Here is a 26,969-nt window from a genome sequence, read left to right as displayed (position 1 = left end):
CCTTCGACTAAACTCATTCGTCTCTCCTCCTAAAAGAGTTCACGGTATTCTTTGACTTCCCAGTCGGACACATGATCGGTAAAGCGGTTGATTTCATGAGTTTTTAGTGCCGTAAAGGCTTGGACAAATTCAGGGCCTAACAGATTAACCAACACCTCATCCTGATTTAAGGCCTCAAGAGCTTCGCCAAGACTCTTCGGAAGGGACGATGCATCCGCTTTGGCGTAGGCATCTTCATTCTCCACTGGTGGAGGTACAGGTAATTGCCGTCTTATGCCGTCTAATCCCGCCGCATATATGGCAGCCATCATCAAATAGGGATTATTGTCCGCTCCCGGTAACCGGTTCTCGATGTGCGTCCCTTGTCCCCTGGCACCAGGAATGCGAATCATACACATCCGGTTTTCTAATCCCCACGTCACATTACTGGGCGCGAATGTATAAGGACGCAAGCGGTGATAGGAATTAATCGTCGGATTAGCCAAAGCAGAAATAGCCTTGGCATGATGCAATTGCCCAGCGATAAAATGTTTCGCCAAATCGCTCAGTCCGTAAGCATCTTCTGGGTCAAACAAGGCATTTTGGCCTGTGGCTTTGTGATAAAGCGAATGATGGAAGTGACTGCCGCTGCCACTTAACCCCGTTAACGGCTTGGTCATAAAGGTCGCCAAGAGTCCTTGTTGCGCCATCATTTCTTTAATCGCCGTCTTAAGGGTAAAGGCCACATCCGCTTGGGCAATACCCCATGCCGGATTAATTGACACTTCGAATTGTCCCGGACCGTATTCCGTATTAGCAGCCTCGACGTGAATATCCACAGCAGCTAGGCCGCTGACGATTTGATACAGGATTTCGTCAATTTCTCCCTGTTTGATTTCGGAGTAGCACTGAAGGCCTGTCCACGTCGGATCAAAACCATGTTCGTCATATTGCTTGAAAATGTAAAATTCGAGTTCAGCGGCGCCATAGGCCGCTAACCCTTCTTTATCTAATTCCTGAAGGACGCGCTGAAAGACCGATCGTGGTGCCACCGGAACGGGCACTTCTTCCAGGGTGTAGAGATCAGCAATGACCCGCGCGCTTTTTTTCGCCCACGGGATAATGCGAAAGGTTTCCGGATCGATTTTTAAGAGCCAGCTACCATATCCGCCAGCGAATCCTGCTCCTGCCGCTAAGACAAAGTTGGCGGATGTGTCGACCGATAACATGGCCGAAGGATATTGCACGCCTTTTTGCATGACGGTGTCCTGAAAATGTTTCACCGGAATGTTGCGTGCCCGTGAAACATTGGTGATGTCATTAAACACGACCCGAATCACTTCGATATCGTTGTCCGCAATCAACTGGTTAATGTCTTCATATGTCACGTATCATGCCTCCTGATCGTTTCTCGAACAAATACTTCTCAAGCCTGTGGTATGGAAAAATACGGTGAGATAAAATGATAAGAGAAATGGAATGTAGATTTCATTGTCAATTCGTGATAATCCGGCATTTTTCCTGCTAGATGTGCCACAATTCCCGAAATTTTTTGTCTATCCGGAGAATTTTTGGGCAGAATCCCAAATTTTCTTCTCCAAAAAGATCGTCATAATGAAATGAGCCAACCACAACTTTGCGGTTAGAAGGAGTGTTTTATGGAACTCGAAGACGTGCTGCAGAAAGTTCAAGAGCAAGATATTCGGTTTGTCCGTTTCTTATATTGTGATAATGGCGGCATTATTCGCGGCAAATCGGCTTATGCCCCCACGCTCCCAGCCAGACTATCAAGCGGCATTGGGCTCACCGTTGCCATGCAAGCCATGAACAGCCTGGATCAATTACAGGCAGTGGACGGCATGGGTCCCGTCGGGGAAGTGCGGCTCGTTCCCGATTTATCGACCTTTCAGGTCCTTCCCTATGCCCCTAACACCGCTGCGGTCTTAACCGTCATGACAACGCTTGATGGTCATCCCTGGGACGCCTGCCCCCGCAGTTTTCTTGCGCGTATGGATCAAAAAGCCAAGGCGATGGGAATCACCATTCAGGCCAGTATCGAAAATGAGTTTAGCCTCGTTCAAGACGACAAGCCGTGGGATGAGACCTTATGTTTTTCGTCACAAGGAATGCTAATCTCTCAAGACTTTATTGATGATCTCGCAAAGAGCCTCGAACAACAAGGCATCATTTTGGAGCAATATTATCCGGAGCTGGCCCATGGTCAACACGAAATCTCCGTCCGCCACCGCCCCGTTATGGAGGCCGCCAGTCAACAACTGTATATCAGAGAAACCATCCGCGCCGTAGCCAAACGTCACGGACTTCAGGTGTCCTTTGCCCCTAAGCCCTGGCTCGATCAGGCGGGAAACGGAGGGCACATCCACTTCAGCGCACGGGATGATGAAGGGAACAACCTGTTTTATGATCCGCGTGATCCCTACCGCTTAAGCATAATGGGTTACCAGTTCATGGCCGGCATCCTCTTTCATCTTCCCGCTTTACTGGCCCTCACGACACCGACTGTTAATTCATACCAGCGTTTGGTCCCCAATGCCTGGAGTTCCAGCTACGCCTGTTGGGGACCGGATAACCGGGAAGCGCCCTTACGCATCGCGTCTCCGATCAAAACGCAAGAACAACAAAGTGTGAATGTGGAGTTTAAGCCCGCAGACTTAACGAGTAACCCCTACTTAGCCTTAGGCGCGCTTATCGCCGCCGGGCTTGATGGCATAGCTCACAAGCTTGATCCTAAAGAACCTGTGCTCAGTAATCCTGATGATATTCCCGCTTCCGAAAGGGAAGCGCGAGGCATTATCCGCTTACCGGGATCCTTAGATCAAGCGCTGGATCACTTGGCGCAAGATGCCGTATTGCAAGAGGCCATGGGCGAGATGCTGGTGCAAAGCTATTTAGCCGTCAAACGCTCTGAAGTTGCGTTCTACCAGAACAAGTCGCCCGAAGAGATTGCAGCATGGCACAGATTTCGGTATTAAAGTTGATAAACGCGGCGACAATTTTCCCAAGCAATCAGATTCACCCAGCGTTCGGCCACCTGCGGCAAAATATAATGGTCTTGGGTGATATGATCGCAATAGGCTTCTAAGCCTTGTTTCCATAGGGTTGCCGCTAAATAGAAACTTTCCGGACGGGTGTGGGAATCGGAAGCAAATAACAGACGACTGGCCGGAGCCAATTCCAAGGCTTCGGCCACAATGCGCTTAGCCCCGCTTGCTGCCAATGGCAGGGCTAAAGATACATCAAAATAGACACGAGGATAAACAGACGCCAAATACCCCGCTTCCCGGTGATATGGGTAGGTATGAAGCAGTGTCACCTGAAGTCCTTGGGGAATAAAAGTCTCAAGAAACTCCCGCAGTAATAAAGGATTTCCCTTATACAGGTTGGTATCGGGATCGCCATGGCCCGTATGAAACTGAAGGGGTAACGCTTCGGAGATGAAAACCGGGGTCACTTCCCACAAGAGGTAGTTCAAAAGTCTAGGATCCGTCAAGCGGGTTTGGCCTTGCTTTTGCATCTCGGCAAACGCCGCCTGCGCATCGATTGTCTTCACCGGATAAACTTCTAATCCGGAGCGGTAGGCCACAATCGATTTCATCCCCACATAACCCTGGCTGCGAGCATTTTTGACACGGTCCTTCACCGCTAAAATCCAGTCTCTCACATCGGCAAATTGATACAAAAGCTCTTGGGCCGTGGTTTCTAACCGTAAAATCTTTAGAATCGGCACTCCCAAAACGGTTTCTAACTCGGGTAAGGCCCAGCCTCCTTGGGGGGTAAAGCCGGTATCAATCAACAGGCGCTTGTATCCCGCTTGTTGAAATAAAGAACGGGAATAGGCTCCAAAATCCCTTTGCCGCAAGGCTTCTGCTACCCCCTGATCGTCAATCTCACAACCGAGTTCCTTGGCCGCAACGGCTAAGGCTTGCCAATAGGTCACCGTCTCTTGAATATCGCTCAGGGGATAAGAACGTGGGGCCTCTGTGAGCGCATAAGCAAAAACCTCCATATCCCCAGCCAAACTCGGGCCAATTAAGGCGTGACAATGGTGATCCCATAAGGGGACCCCGTCCATCCAGCTCATGAAAAAATTCCTCCTTAAACTTTAGATAAAATTGCGATGGACTTGCCAAGGTACGAAAGTCGTAATGGTTATATGGCCTTGTCCGGTATGATGAGATTATTGCTTCTAATTTCGCAGGGAAAGTAATGCTTGTATGGTAGCATTATTTCTGAAAAATGTGGGAGCAAATTGGCATGAAAGAATGGTTAGTCCATGAACTTTAATGAATTGCCGCCTGAGACGCAGCAAAGACTGCAATACTGGCAAGAGCAGATTGAACCCATCCAAGGATGGTGCTCTCCTGTTGCTGGCATAACCTTATATCATTTAGTCCAGAACAAAATTCCCGTACCTGTCGTCGTGGAATTAGGATCATGGAAAGGTCGATCCACCGCCTGGATGGCAGCCGCTTTAGCTGATCAAAACTCGGCTGGGAAAATCATTTGTGTAGATACTTGGCGTGGTACCCCGAGCGAAAAAGAGCATGCACAGCTGCTCGCCAATTACCATCCTGATCAACTTTTTGAAGAATTTTTGCACAACATGGGCCATTTAGGACTTCGAGACTGGATTGTCCCACTACGGATGACAACAACTGAAGGGGCCAAAGCATGGCCATCTGAGCAACCTATCGGACTATTATTTATCGATGCGGATCATGACTATTATGCCGTGCGCCGAGATTTTGAATTGTGGAGTGGTTATGTGAAAGAAGGCGGCTTAATTGTCTTTGATGACGTTCCAAACTGGCCCGGACCGACTCGATTGATTTCTGAGTTACCCTCATGGTGGAAACATATTGGGTATTCAGATAATCAATGGATTGTCATTAAAACCGCCTAGACCCTAAATTCATATTTATAACGGGAACAGCGTTTTTCCTCTTACGCGGCGGTTCTGACGCGTGGAAAAGGCCTACCCTGGTTCGCCTCACCATTTCCACGGAAGAGGCGTGGTAGGCTCTATTAGTAGCATTTTAACTAAATAACAGTGTTCGGCCTATAGGGATATGAAACAAATATTATGACCATTAGGTGCCCGCCATAATGGGCTTCTACCGTTCCCGTGATCGCTTTCACCAAAGAATTCTCATATTGGAATGCTCATCGAGACCATCATTCATCCGCAATAATACTACCAACCCGTTTTGACAGGTCCGGTATTTGTCGCCGCCGGATTACCGCGTAAATGGCCCCAACAACTAAAACCGCTAGCACAATGCCGGGAAAAAGATTAAACGGGGCGGGTTGTCCTGGTTGAATAAGTCCCCATAAGGGTAACAACAGAGCTAAAGTTCCTAAAACCGGCACCACTAAATGCTTCCACCACGAAAACAAATCTCGGTGATGAGTCAGGTAATAAACTGGTAAAGCAAGATTCAGCACCAGATAAACGAGGGCAATGGGAATGGTTCCTAATGTGCCGATAACCCCGGCTTCCGTAAGAGCAGACCCTTGACTGCCCCAAATCAGGGTAATCATTAAGGCAAGGCCACTATAGAGCAGTAACGCTACCCAAGGAGTGCCATAACGGCTCACTTTGCCTAAGCCATAGGGTAATAAACCTTCCCGTCCGGCACTAAATATCATCCGAATTTGGGCATTGGTAGCACCAATTAACGACGCAAACGTGCTGGTTAACCCGGCAAGATACACTAAAATTGCCAAGGGTCCCAAAGACTTACTCGCTCCCGTGACAAAGGGAACCGCTAAATGGGCAATAATCCCGGCATGATCATGAAATGCGATAGACGTTGACCATGCCATCATGACATACAAAATACTCACAAAGATGGTCGCCGCATAAATGGCGATAGGAACGGTCTGCCTGGCATTACGTGTTTCTTCGACCATGGCACCCGGATTTCCCACCCCAATAAACATAAATAAAGCCAGGGGAAAAGCCATGCCGATGCCTTGTAGCCCATGTTTAACGATCTTGCGCCAGAAGTCTCCCGCCTCTTAGGCGGCGAGATGAATGGCGTGTTTTTCCTTCTCGTGTTATCCTATCAGTAGTAATAGCAAAGAAGGTTATTTGTCAATGGAACTTGATGGCAATAATCATTCAGTGTTCTTGATGCACTATCACCTGATTCTGGTGATCAAGTACCGACGCAAGGTGATAGATGATGTCATTTCCGCCCGTTTGCGCGAGATTTTTGAGTCCATCCAGCCAAAGTACCACATCACCCTTCAGGAATGGAACCCTGATGGCGATCATGTCCATATTTTGTTCAAGGCGCATCCCAATTCCGCACTCTCTCGGTTTATCAACGCATACAAAAGCGCATCGTCAAGGCTCATCAAAAAAGAATTTCCGCTCATACGACAATCGCTTTGGAAAGAGTATTTCTGGTCACGCAGTTTCTGCTTGCTCACGACAGGAGGAGCCTCGATTGAGACCATTAAAACGTACATCGAAAACCAAGGAGAATGAAATCGTTGGCGTGTTGCGCTTTCGCTTAAAACCCACCAAAGAACAGGAACAAAAGCTCTTTTACACCTTCTATTTGTGTCGAAAACTCTACAACCAGGCGCTGGAGGAACGCATCACCTATTACCGAGAAAAGGGCATCTCCATTCGCTACACCGATCAACAAAACCAACTCCCCACATGGAAACAGGAACATCCCGAGTACAAGGAAGTCCATTCGCAAGTGCTGCAAAACGTCTTGCAACGGTTGGATCAGGCTTTTGTGAACTTCTTTGAGAAACGGGCACGGTTCCCGAAATTCAAAAACAAATTCATGTTTCGTTCGATCACCTACCCCCAAGCCAGAGCCCGTTATTTTCATGAAAACCAGGTGTATCTGCCGAAAATTGGATGGGTTAGAATGATGGCCCATCAGCCCTTCGATGCGGCGTCCGTCAAAATAATCAATGTCAAGTTCCATGATGGCAGATGGGACGTAAACCTGACCTATGGGACAGAAGCCGTGGTGTCACGTACAGAGATTCAAAACGCGGTGGGCATTGATCTGGGGGTCCTTTCGCTGATTGCCACCTCAGAAGGAGAATTCTTCGAAAATCCGCAGTGGCTACAGAAGAGTGAAGGGCGCTTGAAGCGCAAGCAACGGCAGCTTTCTCGCAAAAAGAAAGGGAGCAAGAACCGCGAGAAAGCGAAACAAAAATTACAATGTCTACACGATCATGTGGCGAACCAGCGCAAGGACCATCTGCACAAGATCAGCCGATCATTGGTAGACCGTTACGATCTCATCTGCATGGAGGATTTGCCCGTGACAGGGATGATGAAAAATGATCGACTGGCAAAATCCATTGCGAATGCTAGCTGGGGTAAACTCGCTACCTACCTGGAATACAAAGCGAAAAACGCTGGAAAGCACCTGATCACAGTGCCCCCGCATTATACGTCACAACGTTGCAGTGGCGGGTGTGGAACCATCGTCAAGAAAAACTTGTCTGTGCGTCTCCATCAATGCCCGACGTGTGGGTTAGAAATTGATCGTGACGTCAACGCCGCGATCAACATTCTCCATCGAGGGCTAGAAATCCGACATCAAGCGAGCTAACGTGTCTGCTCAACTAGGCATGGAATGGGCCGAAGTCACGCTTGTGGAGATCATGTAAGACCTGCTATAGCAGGCGATGGCCGATGAAGCAAGAAGCTCTCCGCCTCTAAGCGAAGTGAAGGCGGGAGCAGTTCACTATTGTGAGGATTTAAACTCGCCAAGTTGAGATGGGCTCTACTAGTCACAATCATCGCAATCATACTGACGAGAATCAGAAGCAGTTCAAAACCAAACGTGATAACAGCCCATTTGGTAGAAATCCTGACACCCCGGTAGACGAGATATGTGACGAAAAGGACAAACAGCACGGTTATCGGTTGCCAAGGCACCTGAAGATGAATAAATTTAGCCAGCATGAGCGAGGACCACGCGCCCATAACCGTCATCACATAGCCGACAGCCACGATATATCCAAAGCCTAGTGCCCATGCGGTCATCACCCCAGGCACTGCACCAAACGTTTTCCCGATATACGAAATGTACGATCCCGTGCTGGGTGTTACCCGGGTAAACTCAACCAAACTATTAATTTTGAGCAAGACAGCGATGGCAGCCACAACAATGGCGAGAGGACTGGCAAGACCAGCAGCCGCGGCGATAACTGCAAAGGAGAAGAAGAAACTCATGGCTGGAGCGGTATTCGCTAAAGATACCCCTAAAATATCGCCTGTGCTCAAAGAATTTCTGGTTAGTCGATTCGTTGATGATACGGGTCGTTCTGTCCCTAGCACAACCATTCACCTCACTTTCGTTTTGTCACAATTCCCCATCAAAAATGGCTCCTTGTTTCGTCCAAATTTATCTTGCTGCCTTTAGTCCTGCTAAGGTTTCATGAAGGGCAAAGATGATCTCATCAATCTCCTGCCGCGTAATAATAAGTGGCGGCGATAAGGTCAGTACATCGCCCACAGGTCGAACAATGACGCCCTGAGCTTTCATGTGTTCACTCACTTTCTCTCCCTGGATACCGGCTGCTTGCCCTTCGTGCGGGTGAAGTTCCACCCGTCCCAGTAAGCCCTCGCACTGGGCATCAACAATGTCCTCAGAGAATTCCCGCACCAACTTTTGTAACTGTTCATTCAAATAGCGACCTTGTTCCTGTGCCCGCGACAACAGATCTTCCTTTTCAATAAGGTCGATATTGGCCAAAGCCGCCGCACAGGCCAAAGGATGGCCACTGTAGGTATTGCCATGACGAAATTCGGGACCCCTATCCTGTGAATTTTGAAGAAACACTTCGAAGATCGGCGCAGAAACGGCTGTGGCTCCAAGCGGTAAGTATCCCGAAGTAATTCCCTTAGCAAAAGTCATCATATCCGGTTGGATATGATAGTACCTAGAACCACTCCATTCCCCTAAGCGGCCAAATCCAGTAACCACTTCGTCCGCAATGAAAAGCACATCATACTGCTGGCAAATTGAGCGGACTTGTGCTAAATAATCGGCCGGGGGAAAAATCACTCCACCCGCGGCTTGTACCGGTTCCGCAATAAAGGCCGCGACGGTATCAGGGCCTTCAAATTGGATAATCCGTTCTAATTCCCTCGCACACGCCATCGTGCACTGAGAATCCCCAGGATGAAACGTACAATGATTGCGGTAAGGAGCCGGGGCATGACGTGCGTCGGCTAAAAGCGGCTCAAATAACCGGCGGTTCGGTGTAATCCCAGCCACTGACAAGGCTCCCATAGTGACCCCATGATAGGCATATTGCCGTCCGATCAGCTTGGTTTTACCCGGTTTTCCCATGAGTTTCCAGTATTCCCGGCTTAACTTCAATGCCGTTTCAACCGCTTCTGAGCCGTCATTGCTAAAAAATACGGTAGCCATATTCTCTGGCGCAAATAACGCCTGCAAGCGCTCCGCCAAATCCAATGAAGGTCGATTGGCAAACCCACCAAAAGAGGAAAACCAGCTCAATTTCTCCGCTTGTTTGCCAATGGCTTCATGAATCTCGGCTCTCCCGTAGCCCACATTAGCCAGCCAAAGTCCGGCATGCGCATCAAGATACTTTTTGCCGCTTTCATCCCATACATAAACACCCTGGGCATGATCTATCACAATCGGCCCAGAACTGGTCATCATCCGCATATTGGTATAAGGTCCCCACCGCGAAAGCATCCTGTTCGTCTCCCTCTCTAAACGAAATTCTTATCCTATTCGCACAAATATTTCGGCATATCGGGAGGGAATCCCTTGACACATTTGACTAATCTGAAAATAATTTGTTGTGCAGATTGCACGGGTAGGAGGATTTTATGCTCACCGTTGAACAGTGTCTTCACTTCGACGTGCTACAAAAAGCTCAGGTTATCGCAGGTTCTCATGGACTCGGTCGGCCGGTGCAATTTGCTCATGTGATCGAGGAACCCGATATCGAATCATGGATTCGGCCCGGGCTCGCCATTTTAACCACTGGACATCCCTTCCGCGATGACAGCATCCATGAAACATGGTTTCGTGAGTTAAATACCCACGGTGCGGCTTGTGTCATGGTCGCCTGTGGGCGTTATTTGGCAACGATTCCCCCGCCAATGATAGCTCTAGCAGATGATTATGCAATTCCCGTCATCCAATTACCTTGGGACGTGCCCTTTGTGAACATTACCGCCGCCATCCACCAATATCTTGTGAATGAACATGTTAAAGACTGGACGCGGCTAACCCAGTGGCAGACGCAATTAACTCACGCCGCGTTAACAGCGCGTTCATTGGACGAATTAATGCATAAATTTAGCCTAATCACACGAGGCCTGGTACGAATTGTGCCCCGTTCTGTAAAAACCACGGGGCGATCTTTCATCATTCCTCAAGACGACTTGAGCGATATGAAGCTGTCATTCCAAATGGATACGAAAACTCTCGCCTATTCCGACCAGTTTACGGACCAATTAGGAAGGCATATGGCTACAGTCACCGGATTATTTCTGCTCCGAGACCAAGTGCACCGTCAAAGACAACGGGATGCACGTTCGCGCTTTATTGCCCAATTTTTACGTGGTCAATCCTCATGGCCCAGTATCATTGGTGACGATATTGACCCGGGGTCATTTGACTTAGAACATCAATATTTTGTGATTGTCCTGTCATTAGATGACAAACTAACTGATTCCAAAATATCTCATGTTAACGAGCGTATTTGGACGGCGTTTGAGAAAATTCACGGGTTCCTTACCCCTGTCCCCATGCATAACACCGTGGTCGCGGTATTTGATTCCCATCACACTTCTGAAACAGCTATTCACACCCAATTCGAAACGGTCACGACAAAAATCCCCCAACTTATAGGCATCATGTCTGAACCAGTGGATGTCACTGACATCGCAACCACCTACCAGCACTTACTGCGACTCCTGACTCACGCCACCCCCGGATCATTAATCCCTTCCCGATCTCTTATCTACCCCGACATTGTTGCAAAACTGCCTGCGGATAGTATGAAACGGCTCCTTGAGATGACGTGGAACCAAATCACAGACGCCGACCTCCGTCAAACTCTCGTAGTTTGGCTGGAAGAAGCGGGTAATACCGCAGCAATTCTTCAGCGACTACAAATCCACCGCAACACGTTAAGAAACCGACTAAACCGGATTCAACGCCTGCTGGGAACCCCATTAACTTCTGAAGTGGCGTATCACCTCCGCTTAGCTTGGGACTGGCAGCAGGTACAGGGTCCTCTTCTGGCTAAACACCCTGCTCAATAACGCCAGATGTGATGACATTTTCATAGGGCTTATAAACTCTCTCGCATGTTTAGCAGATATCTTACTCTTTGCTTTTAGTTGGTGTTTCTGGTTCCTTTAATGGTTTGCGGCGAATTCCAAATTCAATCAGTCCAAAAAGTGCGGCTGATAGCATAATGAGTACGGGATAACAGCAAATAGCGTCAAGCTAAAAGCCGATGCGGCGATCCCTATAGTGATTAGTTTATGCGGGACATCTTTCCACAAGGTCCACACCACATCCACCAACAGTCCGACCACAGCAACTTCCATCCCCGAAAGCGCCCCCGTCACCCAAGGGTTATGGATTACTGCCGTAAGTTTTGCTAAGACCAGCATTAAGACAAAGGATGGCCATAAGACCGCAATACTCCCTACGATCACTCCCCGCCACCCCAAAATTCGGTAGGCAATGGCCGCCAGCACGTTCGTCGTCGTCGGTCCGGGAGCAAAGGCCGACATTTCGACGACATGGTCGAATTGGGCATGAGTCAGCCAATGCTCACGGTCCACGATTTCCGTACGGATAAATGCTAAAACGGCAAATCCTCCTCCAAACCCTAATAGTCCAATTTTGGTATACGTTATGATTAAAGCTTTCAGGGTTGCTGAAGCCAGTGGGCTTTTCTCATTCATTACAAACCGCAATCCTTTCATGAGCCCTGTATCTCTACGGTCTAAAAAAGATAGCGCCTAACGTACCGGCGCCTAAAATCAAAGCCCAATAGGGAATTTTTTTGACACGCAAGGCTAAAAACGCGATGATACCAGCTAAGATTCCAGCCTCCCAATCATGAATCAAGGAGAGACCTAATGTCACTGAAACTCCTGCAATGAGACCGACGACAGCAGCGAGACTAATATAGAGCAGGTTTTGTACCACCATGAGCTTCTTAAAACGCTCATACCAGTGGCTCAGAATCACGATCACCACTTGTGATGGCGTAAACACCGAAATGGTGGCGACAACAGCGCCCAAGGGTCCTAAGACGCGCTCACCAATAAAGGTCGCGCTAATAGCCACAGGGCCAGGGGTCACTTGACCCATGGCAATGGCCTGATCAAAAACAGCCAAAGACACCCAGTGATTATCTAAAGTCATCGTTTTCATGAGCGGGATCATGCCAAAACCGCCGCCAAATCCCAAGGCCCCGACCCACAGAAAATTGATAAACAAGCTGAAGATTGTACCCATTTACCGTTTCCATCCTCCAAATATTTTCTCATGACCTTGATTGGATATAGAAGCCTAACCGGCGAATAGGTCTCGGTACTTGGGATGGTAACCGGTTCTCCTCATTGTAATCGAAAAGCGTTATGCACAAGATCGCCACCCTGTACGATTTATTGGCAGACAATCTTCATCTCGTAGGAAAAATCCCGTACCCGACTAGAGTAAGACCTGTTCTTGGCAAGTATTCGCTGCTTAGAATTAATGGGTCTTGTAGGGAGAAGAGGGGCGGCTGACAATAATTCCGGCGACATAAATCACGGCCAATAATCCCCATGCTGGCCGGTAGGAATGCGTAAAACGAATGAGAAAGCCAAAGACCGGCAAAAAGAGTACAATTCCAATAAAGCCCGTCAAGCCAATTAACCCAAGTCCTATTCCCCGTTCATCATCGGAAGTCACATTGGCAATCCAAGCGGTTAATAAGGCATTCCACCCATCTAAACCTGCCCCCAGGGCTAAAAAAAGGAATAATAGGGCAACAAGTGGTGTACTTCTGGGAATGAACGCCCAAAGTCCCAGCGATACGGCCCCAGTGCCAGCCGTGAGACGAATCAGTTTGGGAACCGGAACTCCCCTATCTGATAAATGGCCCATCCAGATGCGGGCAATAAATCCTCCTAACAAAGCGAGGGCAATCACCGGACCCGCATAGGTCAGGTGGATATGCCAGCGATCATGCAAGTCTAAGATCGCATAGGTTAACAGGGCATATTGACCTGGGGATAATAAGAAACTAACCCATAGCGGCATTTTCAGTTTTTTGATTTGGTGCCACAGATATTGAATACGGAATGATGACGCAGGTGAGGGGTGAGTTTTTAGAGGAGCCTGGTGTAAGATGGTGCCAAACAGCATAGTCCATCCCCCCACATTCACGGCAATCAGCAATAACACCGTTTTCAGGGTCCAGGTTTTTACCAGCAGGGGAAACAAGCTGGCGGCAATAATCCCTCCAAGCGGGGTCGCAGCTTGGCGAAAGCCAATGGCCATGCCCTCATGGCGCGATCCATCAAAGACCGTGGTCACCGCGGCAGCACCGGTGAGAGAAAGAGCGGGGAGAAAGAATCCCACGAAGCCTAATAAGACCATGAGAGGGATGAAATGGGTGGGAAGCCACAGGGCTAATACGCCCATGACGATAAAGATCGCGGCACCTGATAGCCATGCCACCAATTTGGGGCCAAAACGGTCCAAGATAATCCCAGCAGGAATCATGCCAATAATGGCACCTAGGGCGACCGTCGAAAATAATATGCCCATCTGAGCCACACCCAGGTGAGCATAATTTTTGAAATCCACACTTAAGATCGATAGGCCTTGCTGCGACATGGTAATCGCCACTTGATCGACAAAGGCAAGGATTAAGACGTTTCGATATTTAATCCGAATCAGACCTTCCCCTCTCCTGTAACACATAATCCATGTTTTCACCCAGGGAGCTTCGATCTTCTGACTCTTTTCTCTCCCTGGCTGGCAGTATTAGTATTCCCCAGTTGATGACTGACCGTTAGCCCCCCGAAAACCACGAAGGATAAAAGAGTTCTTTTTCTGATTTTTGCTAGCAAGTCGCTTGGGTAGATGGGCCTCCCGTAAAAGGGGAGGAAAACGTTCCAAACTTATGGCAGTTTCTTTGATATGACTAACAATGGTCCATTAAAATTTGTACACAAAGGCCAAAACACAGTACATTTATGCAGGGCTACATAATCGACTGGTACTTCCACAAGTTTTACCTATGGCCACGCACTACAATCCCATATCGAGACGGTTGTTGTGGCTCTGAAATTTAGGTTAGGAAGGGAGTTCAAAATACCATGGATCCATTGAATATGAAAGATCGGCGCGGTGAGCCGTTTATTGTCCGACAAGCCACGCCAGATGATACGGAAAGCATTCTAGTCCAAATGGATATCGTAGGACGAGAACAAACCTACATGCTACATGATACGGTAACTCGGAGCGTTGAAAATCAAAAACAAACCATACGGCATATGGGAGAGAACTATTTACTTTTAGTAGCAGAAGTACCAGCTATCGGGGTTGTTGGATCGTTAGAAATAGTACGCGGCACGTTCCGAAAAAGCCAATTCACAGCAACTTTCGGAATGGCCCTTCTTCCCGCATGGCGCGGCCGAGGAATTGGACAGCCCTTGGTTGAAAGTGCCGAGCATTGGGCGCGTATTCAAGGAATTCGAAAAATTAGCATTGCTGTTCTGGGTATAAATGACAACGCTCTCCGATTTTATCATCGGTTAGGCTACACTGAGGAAGCTAGACTCCCCCGCCAGTACTGGCTTGACAATGAGCCGATCGACGAAATTTGGCTAGGCAAATTTCTTTAAGATCTTGTAGATTGCTATGGTTCAACTTCCTATGGGAGAACAGGAAGGTTCTCCCATCCGAGAGCAATTTCTTGATCAACCAAATCGCCAGGGAACCATGCCTGACTTCTCACTAATCCGGGAAGATCCGCTGCCACATTAGGAATAACTTGAGCAAATTCACGAGGCGTATAATTTCCAAAAATTTGACGAATCAGTAACCATAGAGGACGATATGCTGGATAGTGGCGATAAGCAACAAGGGCGGTTGCCGCTGCACGATCATTCTCTCCTCGCGCCCAATACGTGGATGCCAGTCCATGCCAAGCACGGTATGATCCAGTTCCTTGCTCATGCAAGGGGATGGGCGTTGTATCGCCAATAGTTAAGGCCTGTGAAAATGCCTGTTCAGCAGCCGCCCAAGCTCGGTTAGCGCGATGAACCTCGCCTCGATAAAACACCGCATCAGCAAACGGGTTTGGCAAAGCGGTTTGTTCGGCCCGTGCAAATGCCGCTGCCGCTACTGTCCATACGCCTTGGCCCGCTGCCCCCTTCCCTAAAGTCAACCAAGCCACCGGCACTAGAGAATCCGGAAGAGTGCCCGCATCCAAAGCCTTTTTGGTGGCTTCCTGCACCATGTTCCACTCTTCAAGCGAAATAGCACTCTGAGCTAGTTGCCACCAGAGATACCCATTGCCCGGTTCTTCTCGTACTGCTCTTTGAAGAAGATTATAATTTCGTTCGGCCTTGGCCTTTTCTGTCCATATGTCGCGTAAGTAACCAAAATGCCACAGTCGCGCATCCAACGACGCCAGTTGATAACCATGGCGGACAACGTTACTAGCGACCTGTTCATGAATTCGACCTTCGTAGCGAATACCAGGCAAGTTCCGAAAGAGTCGAGTAACCCGGGCCCAAGCTACATCTTGCGCATCGGACAGCAAAGATACTTGCCATAAATCATAGGCGTGAAACTTGTCAGTCTGCAATGCCATGCGGATGAGAGGGGCATCATCGGGGTGCAGCTGCTCGTCCGCATCCAAAACCAATACCCACGGCGTTTTCACGTAATCAAGTGAAACGTTGCGGGCTCGGGCAAAATCTTGGCGCCACGGTATCTCTATGACACGAGCTCCAAACTGCCGCGCAATTCTTGGCGTGTCATCACGAGAACCCGTATCCACCACGACCATTTCATCGACAATTCCTTTGACAGATTGCAGACACGAAGGGAGCCATCGGGCTTCATCACGAACAATCATAGCCAGGGTCAATTGCCCCATACCGCTCCTAGTACGCTCGTTCTGTTTCAGGTCTTTCATTTAAAAGAGTACGTCCTTTCGTCAGCGGTTCAAGAATATCCATCGTGGTTTGCATCAGACGTAACGCGTCGGCGTCATGCTCTACCGCGAGACGCAGTGCCAAACGCCATAGGCCAAAGTAAAGTCCTCGAAGAGTTTGGGCACCAGGAGCCTCGGAATTGACAGTATCATGCAATCCCGCCCACAGTTCTTGCAATGCGCTGGCGTGGTGTGCCAACGCATCCCATCGTTGGGCACTCAATGCTTCTTGAGCGCCCAAACACTGCCGCCGTCCATACCGCCATAACTCTTCGAGAATTCCCCCGGGACTCAAAGTTTGCAGATGCATATTGTAGTAGGGGTTTTCAGCCATTTTCATCCCAATTTCGCTCCTTACGTGGCAAATCCTCCTCCTGATGATGATGGCCCACCTAACACAACATTTTGGAAGTAATTATAAACTCCCAGAGCTCCAGTCATCGAGTTAGCCATGGCGAGATATTCCTGCCTGGCAGTTTTAGCAACGCTCTGAGCTTCTGCCACAAGATTTTGCTTTTGAAGGGTCAGGCTGTTTATCTCATTTTCCAATGAACTTTGCGCGGTTTGCGACACACTTGTTGATCCTTGCGCAAAAACCTGAAGAATAGGCATCAGTTTGTTTGATAAGGTTTGGAAATAAGATGCTACGGAATGCGGGTGTGTCGTCAACAACGTGCTGAGATTGGCAGAGATTTGACTTGAACCATTAGGATCCCATGATAATGTACCATCTTGTGCGCTATAGTTCCATTGCAATCCCACATCTGCCATAGTTAACGGTCCGGCAGCCGTTTGCGCGACAGTTTCTCCAAGAACCGACTGAGCCTGCTGCACGAACGCTAAGGGCTGGGGCGAAGAAATCACCTGATGCGAGTTTGATTTATAGGATGACGAGGAGCTCGAACTGGATGACGAAGACTCAGGAGGGCCAGCATTTACAGGGAGTGTCAGCGTATTGACATCTTGAACCAATTGATTCCAATCCTTTTGGAACTTTGTTATCGATGATTCCATTTGGGAAACGTTTGGCCCCACAGTAATGGTAGTCGTCCCAACGCTTAGGAGTTGCGCCGTAACGCCAGGGACAATGTTGGAGATCGTATTACTGTTGGCTTGCAAGGTAGTGTTGCCGAGTGTGTATTCCGCTGGCTGGGCTACAGCCTCCGTATTGTTATTACTTGTGCCGCTGCTAATAACAGTACCTCCAGACGACGCATTTACAAGACCTAGTTCTCCGCTTCCATTGTTAAGAATAGAGGTACTGCTACTTTCTCCGTAATAAATGAACTGATTCGGTTGATTGGCTTGAACGACCAGCTGATAGCCGTTTGCGGTATCCTGCACGGCAGCCTTCACGTACTGTCCGGCTGATGAATTTATAGCGGACGCTATTTGTTCTAAGGTCATACCAGACGTTATCGTTACCGACGCGCTGGTGGTAGTCGGCGATGTGCCGGACGTTGGTCCTAGTGCAATGGTGAACGTTCCGCTGATATTGGCAGCTTGTGTCGCTGAACTGAACACCGCGCTATGGTCGACCTCAGCTTGAGCCAATTGGTTCACCGTCAACCCGAAACTGCCCGATGCAGCCTCAGAGCTAGCGGCAGCAGTAGCCACACTTGGTGAACTACTACTAGCACTTTGAGCGTCAAACGGCAAACCACTACTTAATGTCGTCAACTGGCTCATGACAGCACTTGCGTCCGCCTGAAGTTGGCTCCATGCGCTACTAGCCGCCTGCACTTGGGAGAGAGTCTGGTTAAGTTGCTTTTCTTGTAGAGATATCGGGGCCAAAGCTAGACTTTCGATGACATTCGGCGAATATGTCAGCATCAGGGAACTTATGGGGTTGTTGGCTTGATTACCCCAAATTTGACTCGGACTCAAGGTCAATAAGGGATTCGTACTCATCAGACGCATGCCTCCTAATCTAAAGTTATCTAGCATTGGAAAGTAAGGCACAGCCTCTTAAAGGCCATGCCTTACTCAATTCACATTATCCAAGTAATTTTAAGATCAGGGACGGCAACTGATTAGCACTTTGAAGTGCTGCCAGGTTCGATTGCAACAAGGTCTGTTCCTTCACGAACTCCGAAGAGACAGCTGGCATGTTGGCATCCATAATCGTTGCCCTAGACTGCGTAAGATTCGTATTTTCCGACTGCAGGTTGCTGGCAGTATATTGGAACTGATTGAGCAAGGAACCCGTGTAACCTTGTAATGCCGACAAGGAAGATATAGCGTGTTGCACCTGAGTAATGGCATATTGAGCTTGCGTAGAAGTAGTAACGTTGAGGTTTCCAATACCTAAAGAATTCGCATCTACTGCTGCGAAATTGGCGTTTACGATGTCAGCACTGCTTTGAGATGGTCCCACTTGGAACGACAGAGTACTTTTATCTGTTGGTGGGTTGATAGTAACCGTGCCAGACGTGGCGGTAGTGGATACCGATGCCTGGTTGACGGTCATAATCATTGAAAATGGAGCGACGGATACTGATCCATTGCTTCCTGACAGGTTATTGAATTGGATATCCACGGTACCACTAGTTGCACCAGTAGTAACGGTCACTGTAGTGGGCTGGATCGTAACAGTTACGCCGTTAACCACCATAGTACCCTGAATGGTGGCCTGATCTTCTCCTGTAGTCGTATTAAGTGCCTGCACTGAAACAGTAAATTGTGCATTCTTGACATTCTGCGTAAACGCGCTTCCAGAGTCTGCTCCAAGATAGACCGCACTAATAGTAGCGCCGCTTCCGACTCCTGTTCCATTTGTCACAGAAGCTCCGTAGTCGCCGCTAAGTACTTTAAGGTTATTATAATTGGTAGTTTGAGCGCTCTGGTTTACAACGTTGACAAGTGAATTTATTTCTTGCTGAATAGCCTGCAACTGAGATGATGAATTCGTGTTTTGAGCCGCCTGTGTGGCTAGGGACTGCAATTGTTGAAGAATTTGCATGTCGTTGTTAACGCCACCCACAGCAGTTTGCACCAAATTGGTTGCTTGAGACACGTTTGCTGAGGCCTGAGTGAGTCCATTCAGCTCTCCCTGCATAATATTAGCAATGGCTAACCCTGCAGGATTGTCTGCTGGCGAATTAATCTGAAGCCCCGTAGACATTTCATTAGAAAGTTGGTTCACTTTAGCAAGCGTGTTCGAATAGGCGTTTTCAGCAAACAACGCGGTAATATTAGTGTTGACGTACATTGAAGGTTTCCTCCTTGAAGGTTAAGTATTGACCTCTCTCATCCTGAGTTGAGATCGGGCGGATTTTCCGCCCTATCAGTGTCATGCCCAGAAGGACTCTAACACTGACAAAAGTGCTGATGCCACACGGTCGGGATGATAATCCTCAGCTGTACGCCGAGCCTCATTCCGCAGGGCATCTAAACTTTGATAATGACCAAAAACCCAGCGTAATTTCTCAATAAGATCCTCGAGAGATGGCTTCGCCCACTGTTGACCGCGAAATAATGAAAAGGGTTCAGAATCAGGAACGCGTTCAAGCCCGTCTATGGCTAAGGGTAAACTGTTTTTGCGATTCATAAACACAGAGGACCCCGACCAATCAGTTGCAATGACTGGCAGACCACTCGCCATAGCTTCTAAAATGGGCAATCCCCATCCTTCTCCCCGTGTGGGTAGTACAAACGCGTGAACCGAACGGTACAACGCAGCCATCTCAGCCGTTGAGACTACAGAATCTAAAAGTACAATGGGAGCCGTATTTGACAGATCTTTTCGCATGGCTCTCCACTGCTCTTGTTGTGCTTGGGAGGCTGTAGAAATTTTGGTAACCTTTAGAATGAGAACGACAGGATCGGTAGACCGAAAAGCTTGTGCCCACGCCCGAAGCAATATATCCCATCCCTTTCGCGTTTGCCAATCGAAAACGCTTAAGAAACGAAATCGATGGTCCATTGGCCAGAGTTTCGGTCCATCGGGATGGAACTTATCAGTGTCTAGAGGCAGGGGAACAACGCTTAAACGATCCGACGCAACGCCCATTCGGAGAGCCTTTTCATAGTCCCATGTCGATGGCACAATCACATGGTCTGCCTGCTCCAATTGCAATTTCCAACTGTGCGGCCATTCGTCGGTCTCCCACATCGTATATACAATATTTGGACCATGATAGTCGGATTGCAGAGCAAAACCAGGAGTAAATTGCACTGCTGGCGTACCAGAGGGCACGGCAACGTCCTCCCATGCAGCCACATCAATGCCTTCGTGCCGTGCATACACGACGGGATCATCAATGTCAAGCAATCGGACAGCAACACCGTGATGTTGAAAAGCCTTAAGCCATAACCGCGTCGCTTGTCCGTACCCGGACGGGCTTCGACCCGGGGCACGCCACAAAACGGCTTTCTCAGGATAGACCTTCGTCGTCCCTTCTCGTGGCATAACTTCGCTCTTCAAAATGGCCGCAAGTTCTTCCGCTGCGTGGTCCCATGACCATGATTGGCTCCATTCCGCACCCGAATGAACGACAGGTAACCTTTCAGTGGCCTGTCTTAGCAGAGTTACCAAGTGGTCCTCATTAGGTTCGAAATACCAGCCTGGTCCTTGGCTTTCATACGATTCAGGTGTAAAGTACCGAACGTTTCCTGATATCCACAAAGCATTCTCACGCGGCACGAATTCCCTAGCCGGGCCGAAATCGCTAACGATAATTGGAATACCGCAAGCCATAGCTTCCAAGAGTGGGAGACCAAATCCTTCTCCGCGGTATGGGTGGACCAAAACGGATGCCGACCGATATAACGAGGCCATTGCCTCTTCAGTCAAGTTATCAGTGATCCAATCAATAGCCGGGTTTTTCGGATCGGAACGAAAGGCCTCCAGGGCATCTAGAATAGAGGCATCATCGTAGGCAAATTGACTTCCCACTGCTTTAATAATTAAAATGACCGAGTGATCTGCGTCAAAAGCTTTTTGGTAAGCACTCAACAAAATATCTATACCTTTACGCGAGATTAATCCACCAACGAACAGAAAGCGCGTTGCATAACGATCCCACCGTTCGCATCGCGGACCACCCGCATAGAAATGATGGGGATTGATACCTAAGGGAATAACGCTTATCATCTCGGCCGGGATGCCTCCCGCAACAAACATGTCACGAACAGCCTCACTGACAACTAAAACGCGACGAACATACCGGCGAATCGGATTGATCCAGCTTTTGGGAACAGCACCGGCTTCCCAATGTTGCAATAGAAAAAAAGGACCCATTCGAGAAGAAAAGGTTGGTGGCCATCCATGGCGGACATGCGCGTCTGCCGTTTTAAATCCGGCTCGGTGCGCTAAAAACCATTTCCAATCTTCTGGAACTGGATTGGGCACCGCGTCCCATGCATGAACAACCACATTAATATTACGAGCGGCCAGGGACCGAGATAACGCGCGATTCACGTGATCAAAACTTGCCGCACGAAAAAATGGTCCATCCCAAAAGACATCCATGTCGGTCGCCTACTTCCTCGCTTTAAGTCTATTCCCTTAGACTAGAGAACTAAAGGTATAATGCCACCTTTATTCTCAAAACCAATATAAGCATGCGAAATTACCGATTGCAAATTATAGTCGTGAATTATGATTATAAATTACGCGTAGATCATTCGAGCAGAGTCAGTAGTTAAAAGAACTTAAAGAGTTTACAAGCCATGGGAAGTCCCTTGGTAAATTTGAAAGAGACAACCCAATTCCCACGATGGCTATGAACGGAAAACCGTCTTCACTTGAAAGACTTAGGAGTTCCACTGGATGGCCTGGGTGGTGTCCGATGACCAACCATTGCGGCCTCGCCCAGTCCGTAGCCGAGCAGTTCCATGACACGGGCTGGCAACAGTGTCAAACCCACATAATCCGCAAGTTTATGCCAAGATAGCCTTATTGCATCAGTTGAAATTTTCAATTTTAATTAGAACGTGGCATATTTAGACAAAATTTCTTATAATCTTAGTAGGAATTATATCAACCAATGGAGACTTTACACATGAATAAGCCAATATTCGTGCATAGTGGATGGCGAACAGGCAGCACCTATATATGGAGTAAGTTTCGTTTGCATAGTGATTGCATGCCATTTTATGAACCGTTTAATGAAGTTTTGGTTCATATTACCCATGATATGTTACCGTCATTTCAGCCGTCCAATTGGGATTCGCACCATCCAAGGGTGGCAACCTCATATTTTTCTGAATATGGTTCTTTGATTTCCACTGGAGTGCAAGGGTTTCATCCAAATTTTACTATTAAGAATTTCTTTCGCAATGAGCAAGAGTGTCTTTGGGATCAAGCTGCTTATTTGGCAATGCTTATGCACCTCAGTTATCAGAGTCATCGACGTCCCGTTTTCAATTTTTGCCGATCACTCGGACGAATCCCGTGGTTACGACAAACCTTTCCCGGAATCCATATTTTGTTACTCCGTAATCCGATAGATCAATGGTTATCAGGTCGTGCTCAACTGCGCAAAGGAAACCCCTATTTCGAAATCATGCCATATCTAATAATGGGTCAGGACGAAGTTCCACCGATTATACGAACCATCGCCCAGTACTGGAAGCTGCCTCAATACACAAGCGACATAGCATTTTTTGATGCTTATCACCAGATTAGACCACTTGTAACAAGTTACTCAACAACGCAGTCGTTTGGAATCTTTTTGGATTTGTATTTATATTCCACGTTATTGGCGCTACCCTTTGTCGATATTGTTATTGACATGGATGAATTAGATCTTTCCCTTACATATAGGCAGGAAGTGTCGAATATTCTTCGTGAAACTTTGAACCTCTCCTTACCATTTGATGACGTGCACATAACGCACTATGGACCCGATAATCGACCGCCGCATTGGCAAAACGTGATTATCAACGCATTGCAACGCATGGAGAGTCAGTGGTTACCAGAAATGTACTGTTCAATTCCAGAGCTACAACCAGAACATGTTAATTACATAATTCACAAAGTTCGAGAAGTCCCTCTTTTGGAACCGCGAATCCGCTGGTAAAATATCTCACACTCTAGTGCTATTCATTTTTTACCGTTATCAACTCACTCTTCGACCATGAATAGGCACCATTGTGGACTATCACATTGGTTGCTACTAGACACTCCAAGCCGCACCATGGACCGCGTCGTTGGTCTACTAGTATAGGATCTTCTACCCTCGTGGCGGCCTTAGCCGGGCTAGTTAGCCATTTTTGACAAGTGTCTTTGACCCCTGAGTGCACGTTCGCTTTCATCATTGACTTAAACTGATTTGAATGACAACAGATTAATTGCTCAGAACGTTGTGTCCACGAGTATATCGTGCACAGTTCGATCCCATGGAATTAAAGGCTCCCAACCTGAAACCTCGCGATATCGATTCGCGTTACCGACAAGCACCATGCGTTCTTGGGGACGAAATCTATTCGGATCTTGAATGATTTGGATATTGTCTAAATGGGATTGCGCTATCAACGCATGCAAAATGTCTTCAACTCTACGGCCCCGCCCGGATGCTAAATTATATGTCCCAGGACGAACTGGTGGACTTAGTGCCATCACATACGCGCGGGCAATATCCCGAACATCTAAGAAATCGCGAATAACCGTTAAATTGCCTGCGGTGATTATAGGTGGACTTTGCTTTTTCAATATGCTATGGATTTGGGCGACGAGATCCGGAACAACAAATCCGGTTGATTGCCCCGGACCAACATGATTAAATGGACGAAAAATAATTAAGTCAAGGTTAGGCTTCCATAAAAGCGTAAGAAGGCGTTCTGCACTCCATTTTGACACGCCGTAAGGATTAATCGGATTTATCGGCGCATCTTCATCTAATGGTTCTCCGTCCTGACCAGCAAGGGGATCATAGATTTCTGCGGAACTCACAAAAATAAAGCGCTTCACGCCTGACGCCTGAGCTGCTTGAAAAAGTTTCACGGCACCGATAGTATTGACTCCAATGACCGAAGTCGGCATACGCCATGATTTAGAAACAGAACTGATCCCTGCTAGATGAAGCACGGCATAAGGTCGCACAGTTCGAAAGAACTCCTCAAAACGCTCGTCTTTACGTGTTAAGTCCACCGAATAAGAAGACGCCGAGGGGCTCGAAGCAGGCCCCCCAACTGGAATAACCTCGTACCCGTTCTCTTGTAGCATACGACACACATGACGTCCAACAAATCCGTTCGCACCAGTCACCACTATTTTTCGCATCACCCTTGCTCCCGTAAATGCGAAATAGCTTGCTGTGAGACCAGTTGTTCTCGCACCAACGCCCAGTCAGCTTCCACCATCAGACGAACAAGATCATCAAAACTTGTTGAGGGACGCCAGTTGAGTTGGGTACGAGCCTTAGTCGAATCACCAACTAGAAGGTCCACCTCAGCAGGACGGACAAGCCGGGGATCAATCGTCACGTAATCCTCCCAATTTAATCCAGCTATCCCAAAACTCTTCATTACCCATTCCTTCACTGAATGAGTTTCGCCAGTAGCAAGAACGTAATCATCGGGTCTATCTTGTTGTAACATTCGCCACATACCCTCAACATAATCTGGGGCGTATCCCCAGTCGCGTTTCGCATCCAGATTACCCAGCGCCAACTGCTGTTGGAGTCCAGCCTTAATCCGCGCAACCGCATGCGTTACTTTCCGAGTAACAAATTCCATTCCCCGACGTGGTGATTCATGATTAAATAAGATCCCGGAGCAAGCATATAAACCATAACTTTCGCGGTAATTCACAGTAATCCAATGCGCATAAAGTTTCGCCACACCATATGGACTACGAGGATAAAATGGGGTTAATTCCGTTTGCGGCACTTCCTGAACATTGCCAAACATTTCACTGGTAGAAGCCTGATAGAAGCGGATGTGACGATTAACGTCCAAGATAGCGTTTAACAACCGTGTAACGCCCAAGCCAGTAACCTCTCCCGTGAGAATCGCTTGGGACCAACTTTCAGGCACAAACGATTGTGCCGCCAAATTATACACCTCGTCTGGTTCACATTCTTCTAAAATATGCCGTAAGGATTTTTCATCTAGCAAATCTCCTGATACCAGACGAAGTTGGTCATGCAGATGATAAATACGTTCCGTTGGTACGGTACTAGTACGGCGAACAAGCCCATACACTGTATATCCTTTTTGTATGAGCAACTCAGCGAGATAAGATCCGTCTTGACCCGTGACACCAGTAATCAATGCAGTTTTCATACTACAACGCGGGCAAACTCTGTGAATTCATCGTTAAACATAGACATTACACTAGTTCCCGCTGCTCCTTTCTATGCTTAAAACGATTACGCCGGAATCAGTTCCATGCGCGATCGTATTGACTGTATTCATTCGACTCATCACAACAAAATCCTCTTATCGAAATCGATTTGTTTTGCCACTGAGATGATCCCTTCATGCATGTAACTCCTCCGACCACTCCCCTTGAATTAAATCGCTGACTTTGAAACGCAGATGCACAAAACTGGATTTTTTCACTTTGATCACCGAAAAGACCTATCGATAATCTATAAATTACGTGCTTCGCAACGCCAAAAAATGATGCCTGTCATCTTTTTGGAATCATCAATTACCGGTGCCCGTTCCCACATTCAACCGCGATAATAGTGTTTAAGAATTTCAGCGACTTCTGGTCGACTAAACTCCTTAGGCAAGTCCTCGCCCTTTCTAAGCATTGTTCTCACCTGAGTTCCAGATAGATAAACATGATGTTCTGGCGCATGTGGACAAGTTTTGCTGGTAGCCATCCCGTCACAGCGTCGGCAGTAGAAGGCTTGTTCAAAAAACAATGGTGTAACGCCAAGTTCTTTGGGTGAAAACCGATTGAAAATCTTATGGGCATCATAGGGACCGTAATAGTTACCCACACCAGCATGGTCTCGACCAACAATAAAGTGGGTACAGCCATAATTTTTTCGTACCAAAGCATGGAATACAGCTTCGCGCGGTCCCGCATAACGCATGGCTGCATAATACACGCTGAATAGCACGCGGTCTGGTGGATAATAATGCTCCAACAATACCTCATAGGTTTTAATACGAACCGATGATGGAACATCGTCGGCCTTAGTAGGGCCTACTAATGGGTGGATAAAGAGAGCATCAACTATTTCCAACGCACATTTTTGAATATATTCATGGGCCCGATGAATAGGATTGCGAGTTTGGAAACCAGCAACCGTTTGCCAACCACGCGATTTAATATGTGAACGGACTTGTGACGGTGTCATCACCCTCATGAAAGGCTGATCTATCAAAGGAAAACGTGGGATATGCAGTACATCCAAATCCCCGCCCAAATATACGGGCCCTCGCTGCAACAAGCGTTTCACCCCAGGATGATGAGGATCATGTGTTCCATAGACAAGGTCTGCCTCTTGCTCGCGATTAGGACGGTAAATAGACGTGAGATGAAGAATAGCATACAGTGTATGATCTATTCCCTTCAAAAGAATGTCCATTCCCTCTTTAAGGCAACAGGCATCGAGTTCCGAAACAGATAGAGTGACAGGAACGGGCCATATCAGACCGTTTGGAAGGCGCATTTCGTGGCAAACCATGTCATACGTAACTTCATCCATGAATCCAGTGAGCGGCGCGAATGCCCCAACTCCCAGAGCATAAATATCCGCGGTAGCAATTTCATCAACAACGAGTTGATGTGATGGCAGAGGGCGAGATATATCGTTAAATTTGTCACGAGGAAATAATGTAGTCATAGATTGATT

General features: G+C 47.9%; 23 protein-coding genes. 7 read left to right on the top strand and 16 right to left on the bottom strand.

Annotation, left to right across the window (positions count from 1 at the left end; genetic code table 11):
• Window positions 1-29 precede the first annotated feature (29 nt).
• Window positions 30-1,367 carry a glutamine synthetase family protein gene (locus tag B8987_RS07190; protein WP_084661130.1) on the bottom strand — a complete coding sequence of 446 codons (1,338 nt, stop codon included), beginning with the start codon at window positions 1,365-1,367 and terminating at the stop codon, window positions 30-32.
• 270 nt (window positions 1,368-1,637) lie between these two features.
• Here B8987_RS07190 and B8987_RS07185 point away from each other — a divergent pair, with 270 nt between their 5' ends.
• The gene (locus B8987_RS07185) at window positions 1,638-2,972 is read left to right on the top strand and encodes a glutamine synthetase family protein (protein ID WP_084661129.1); all 1,335 of its coding nucleotides are present in this window, start codon (window positions 1,638-1,640) and stop codon (window positions 2,970-2,972) included.
• Here B8987_RS07185 and B8987_RS07180 read toward each other — a convergent pair.
• Window positions 2,969-4,081, bottom strand: coding sequence for an amidohydrolase family protein (locus B8987_RS07180; RefSeq protein ID WP_084661128.1), 1,113 nt, complete (start codon window positions 4,079-4,081; stop codon window positions 2,969-2,971). The genes B8987_RS07185 and B8987_RS07180 overlap by 4 nt on opposite strands.
• A 192-nt stretch (window positions 4,082-4,273) precedes the next feature.
• Here B8987_RS07180 and B8987_RS07175 point away from each other — a divergent pair, with 192 nt between their 5' ends.
• A complete protein-coding gene (locus tag B8987_RS07175; RefSeq protein ID WP_084661127.1) occupies window positions 4,274-4,903 on the top strand; it encodes a class I SAM-dependent methyltransferase in 630 nt (209 codons plus the stop codon).
• A 272-nt stretch (window positions 4,904-5,175) separates the two neighbouring features.
• Here B8987_RS07175 and B8987_RS07170 read toward each other — a convergent pair whose 3' ends face one another.
• Window positions 5,176-5,997, bottom strand: coding sequence for an APC family permease (locus B8987_RS07170; RefSeq protein WP_278281296.1), 822 nt, complete (start codon window positions 5,995-5,997; stop codon window positions 5,176-5,178).
• A gap of 103 nt (window positions 5,998-6,100) precedes the next feature.
• On the opposite strand from B8987_RS07170, the gene tnpA reads away from it, so the two are divergent.
• Together tnpA and B8987_RS07160 are read left to right on the top strand one after the other, a co-directional pair.
• Window positions 6,101-6,496: an IS200/IS605 family transposase gene (tnpA, locus tag B8987_RS07165; protein WP_139793490.1), complete on the top strand. Its 396-nt coding sequence runs from the start codon at window positions 6,101-6,103 to the stop codon at window positions 6,494-6,496.
• Window positions 6,456-7,592 (top strand): RNA-guided endonuclease InsQ/TnpB family protein, encoded by a 1,137-nt coding sequence (locus tag B8987_RS07160; protein WP_242940638.1) that lies wholly within the window; start codon window positions 6,456-6,458, stop codon window positions 7,590-7,592. Before tnpA ends, B8987_RS07160 begins: the two co-directional genes overlap by 41 nt.
• 50 nt (window positions 7,593-7,642) lie before the next feature.
• On the opposite strand, the gene B8987_RS07155 is transcribed toward B8987_RS07160, so the two are convergent.
• Together B8987_RS07155 and B8987_RS07150 are read right to left on the bottom strand one after the other, a co-directional pair.
• Window positions 7,643-8,323, bottom strand: coding sequence for an amino acid permease (locus B8987_RS07155; protein WP_084661124.1), 681 nt, complete (start codon window positions 8,321-8,323; stop codon window positions 7,643-7,645).
• A gap of 67 nt (window positions 8,324-8,390) precedes the next feature.
• A complete protein-coding gene (locus B8987_RS07150; protein ID WP_084661123.1) occupies window positions 8,391-9,713 on the bottom strand; it encodes an aminotransferase family protein in 1,323 nt (440 codons plus the stop codon).
• Window positions 9,714-9,850: 137 nt separating this feature from the next.
• Between B8987_RS07150 and B8987_RS07145 the strand changes: the two genes are divergently transcribed.
• On the top strand, window positions 9,851-11,296 hold the full coding sequence (locus B8987_RS07145; RefSeq protein WP_084661122.1) for a PucR family transcriptional regulator: 1,446 nt from the start codon (window positions 9,851-9,853) through the stop codon (window positions 11,294-11,296).
• 126 nt (window positions 11,297-11,422) lie between these two features.
• On the opposite strand, the gene B8987_RS07140 is transcribed toward B8987_RS07145, so the two are convergent.
• The 3 genes from B8987_RS07140 to B8987_RS07130 all read right to left on the bottom strand — a co-directional run bounded on the left by B8987_RS07140 (window position 11,423) and on the right by B8987_RS07130 (window position 13,964).
• Entirely contained in the window at window positions 11,423-11,950 is a 528-nt protein-coding gene (locus B8987_RS07140; protein WP_139793488.1) for a chromate transporter, read from the bottom strand.
• A 34-nt stretch (window positions 11,951-11,984) separates the two neighbouring features.
• Entirely contained in the window at window positions 11,985-12,509 is a 525-nt protein-coding gene (locus B8987_RS07135) for a chromate transporter (RefSeq protein ID WP_084661121.1), read from the bottom strand.
• Between the two features lie 237 nt (window positions 12,510-12,746).
• On the bottom strand, window positions 12,747-13,964 hold the full coding sequence (locus B8987_RS07130) for an MFS transporter (RefSeq protein ID WP_139793487.1): 1,218 nt from the start codon (window positions 13,962-13,964) through the stop codon (window positions 12,747-12,749).
• 398 nt (window positions 13,965-14,362) lie between these two features.
• Here B8987_RS07130 and B8987_RS07125 point away from each other — a divergent pair, with 398 nt between their 5' ends.
• The gene (locus tag B8987_RS07125; protein WP_084661119.1) at window positions 14,363-14,890 is read left to right on the top strand and encodes a GNAT family N-acetyltransferase; all 528 of its coding nucleotides are present in this window, start codon (window positions 14,363-14,365) and stop codon (window positions 14,888-14,890) included.
• Between the two features lie 29 nt (window positions 14,891-14,919).
• On the opposite strand, the gene B8987_RS07120 is transcribed toward B8987_RS07125, so the two are convergent.
• The 5 genes from B8987_RS07120 to B8987_RS07100 form a co-directional block, all read right to left on the bottom strand.
• Window positions 14,920-16,152: a glycosyltransferase family 2 protein gene (locus tag B8987_RS07120; protein ID WP_176213179.1), complete on the bottom strand. Its 1,233-nt coding sequence runs from the start codon at window positions 16,150-16,152 to the stop codon at window positions 14,920-14,922.
• Window positions 16,153-16,159: 7 nt separating this feature from the next.
• The gene (locus tag B8987_RS07115) at window positions 16,160-16,549 is read right to left on the bottom strand and encodes a flagellar protein FliS (RefSeq protein ID WP_084661117.1); all 390 of its coding nucleotides are present in this window, start codon (window positions 16,547-16,549) and stop codon (window positions 16,160-16,162) included.
• A gap of 14 nt (window positions 16,550-16,563) precedes the next feature.
• The gene (fliD, locus tag B8987_RS07110; RefSeq protein ID WP_176213178.1) at window positions 16,564-18,120 is read right to left on the bottom strand and encodes a flagellar filament capping protein FliD; all 1,557 of its coding nucleotides are present in this window, start codon (window positions 18,118-18,120) and stop codon (window positions 16,564-16,566) included.
• Window positions 18,121-18,205: 85 nt separating this feature from the next.
• On the bottom strand, window positions 18,206-19,420 hold the full coding sequence (locus B8987_RS07105; protein ID WP_084661115.1) for a flagellin N-terminal helical domain-containing protein: 1,215 nt from the start codon (window positions 19,418-19,420) through the stop codon (window positions 18,206-18,208).
• An 81-nt stretch (window positions 19,421-19,501) separates the two neighbouring features.
• Window positions 19,502-21,682 carry a glycosyltransferase gene (locus B8987_RS07100; RefSeq protein WP_084661114.1) on the bottom strand — a complete coding sequence of 727 codons (2,181 nt, stop codon included), beginning with the start codon at window positions 21,680-21,682 and terminating at the stop codon, window positions 19,502-19,504.
• 532 nt (window positions 21,683-22,214) lie between these two features.
• On the opposite strand from B8987_RS07100, the gene B8987_RS07095 reads away from it, so the two are divergent.
• A complete protein-coding gene (locus tag B8987_RS07095; protein WP_084661113.1) occupies window positions 22,215-23,234 on the top strand; it encodes a hypothetical protein in 1,020 nt (339 codons plus the stop codon).
• 275 nt (window positions 23,235-23,509) lie between these two features.
• Here B8987_RS07095 and B8987_RS07090 read toward each other — a convergent pair whose 3' ends face one another.
• From B8987_RS07090 to sat, 3 genes are all read right to left on the bottom strand, one after another.
• The gene (locus tag B8987_RS07090; protein WP_084661112.1) at window positions 23,510-24,436 is read right to left on the bottom strand and encodes an NAD-dependent epimerase/dehydratase family protein; all 927 of its coding nucleotides are present in this window, start codon (window positions 24,434-24,436) and stop codon (window positions 23,510-23,512) included.
• Window positions 24,436-25,440, bottom strand: a complete 1,005-nt coding sequence (gene gmd, locus B8987_RS07085) for a GDP-mannose 4,6-dehydratase (RefSeq protein ID WP_084661111.1) — start codon at window positions 25,438-25,440, stop codon at window positions 24,436-24,438. Before gmd ends, B8987_RS07090 begins: the two co-directional genes overlap by 1 nt.
• A gap of 392 nt (window positions 25,441-25,832) precedes the next feature.
• The gene (gene sat / locus B8987_RS07080) at window positions 25,833-26,960 is read right to left on the bottom strand and encodes a sulfate adenylyltransferase (protein ID WP_207651509.1); all 1,128 of its coding nucleotides are present in this window, start codon (window positions 26,958-26,960) and stop codon (window positions 25,833-25,835) included.
• Window positions 26,961-26,969: the final 9 nt, after the last annotated feature.

The organism is Sulfobacillus thermosulfidooxidans DSM 9293 (genome assembly GCF_900176145.1).
Lineage (GTDB): Bacteria > Bacillota > Sulfobacillia > Sulfobacillales > Sulfobacillaceae > Sulfobacillus > Sulfobacillus thermosulfidooxidans.
Note: the sequence above shows the minus strand (reverse complement) of the source record. Positions and strands in the feature narration are given on the sequence as shown.

What these genes read in the sequence shown, in the direction of transcription:
- sat (WP_207651509.1), bottom strand. Translation starts at nt 26,960, where the DNA reads ATGACTACATTATTTCCTCGTGACAAATTTAACGATATATCTCGCCCT.
- B8987_RS07125 (WP_084661119.1), top strand. Translation starts at nt 14,363, where the DNA reads ATGGATCCATTGAATATGAAAGATCGGCGCGGTGAGCCGTTTATTGTC.
- B8987_RS07115 (WP_084661117.1), bottom strand. Translation starts at nt 16,549, where the DNA reads ATGAAAATGGCTGAAAACCCCTACTACAATATGCATCTGCAAACTTTG.
- B8987_RS07150 (WP_084661123.1), bottom strand. Translation starts at nt 9,713, where the DNA reads ATGCTTTCGCGGTGGGGACCTTATACCAATATGCGGATGATGACCAGT.
- B8987_RS07090 (WP_084661112.1), bottom strand. Translation starts at nt 24,436, where the DNA reads ATGCGAAAAATAGTGGTGACTGGTGCGAACGGATTTGTTGGACGTCAT.
- B8987_RS07120 (WP_176213179.1), bottom strand. Translation starts at nt 16,152, where the DNA reads ATGGGGCAATTGACCCTGGCTATGATTGTTCGTGATGAAGCCCGATGG.
- B8987_RS07175 (WP_084661127.1), top strand. Translation starts at nt 4,274, where the DNA reads ATGAACTTTAATGAATTGCCGCCTGAGACGCAGCAAAGACTGCAATAC.
- tnpA (WP_139793490.1), top strand. Translation starts at nt 6,101, where the DNA reads ATGGAACTTGATGGCAATAATCATTCAGTGTTCTTGATGCACTATCAC.
- B8987_RS07180 (WP_084661128.1), bottom strand. Translation starts at nt 4,081, where the DNA reads ATGAGCTGGATGGACGGGGTCCCCTTATGGGATCACCATTGTCACGCC.
- B8987_RS07095 (WP_084661113.1), top strand. Translation starts at nt 22,215, where the DNA reads ATGAATAAGCCAATATTCGTGCATAGTGGATGGCGAACAGGCAGCACC.
- B8987_RS07105 (WP_084661115.1), bottom strand. Translation starts at nt 19,420, where the DNA reads ATGTACGTCAACACTAATATTACCGCGTTGTTTGCTGAAAACGCCTAT.
- B8987_RS07140 (WP_139793488.1), bottom strand. Translation starts at nt 11,950, where the DNA reads ATGAATGAGAAAAGCCCACTGGCTTCAGCAACCCTGAAAGCTTTAATC.
- B8987_RS07130 (WP_139793487.1), bottom strand. Translation starts at nt 13,964, where the DNA reads ATGTGTTACAGGAGAGGGGAAGGTCTGATTCGGATTAAATATCGAAAC.
- B8987_RS07145 (WP_084661122.1), top strand. Translation starts at nt 9,851, where the DNA reads ATGCTCACCGTTGAACAGTGTCTTCACTTCGACGTGCTACAAAAAGCT.
- B8987_RS07100 (WP_084661114.1), bottom strand. Translation starts at nt 21,682, where the DNA reads ATGGATGTCTTTTGGGATGGACCATTTTTTCGTGCGGCAAGTTTTGAT.
- gmd (WP_084661111.1), bottom strand. Translation starts at nt 25,440, where the DNA reads ATGAAAACTGCATTGATTACTGGTGTCACGGGTCAAGACGGATCTTAT.
- B8987_RS07185 (WP_084661129.1), top strand. Translation starts at nt 1,638, where the DNA reads ATGGAACTCGAAGACGTGCTGCAGAAAGTTCAAGAGCAAGATATTCGG.
- B8987_RS07135 (WP_084661121.1), bottom strand. Translation starts at nt 12,509, where the DNA reads ATGGGTACAATCTTCAGCTTGTTTATCAATTTTCTGTGGGTCGGGGCC.
- fliD (WP_176213178.1), bottom strand. Translation starts at nt 18,120, where the DNA reads ATGAGTACGAATCCCTTATTGACCTTGAGTCCGAGTCAAATTTGGGGT.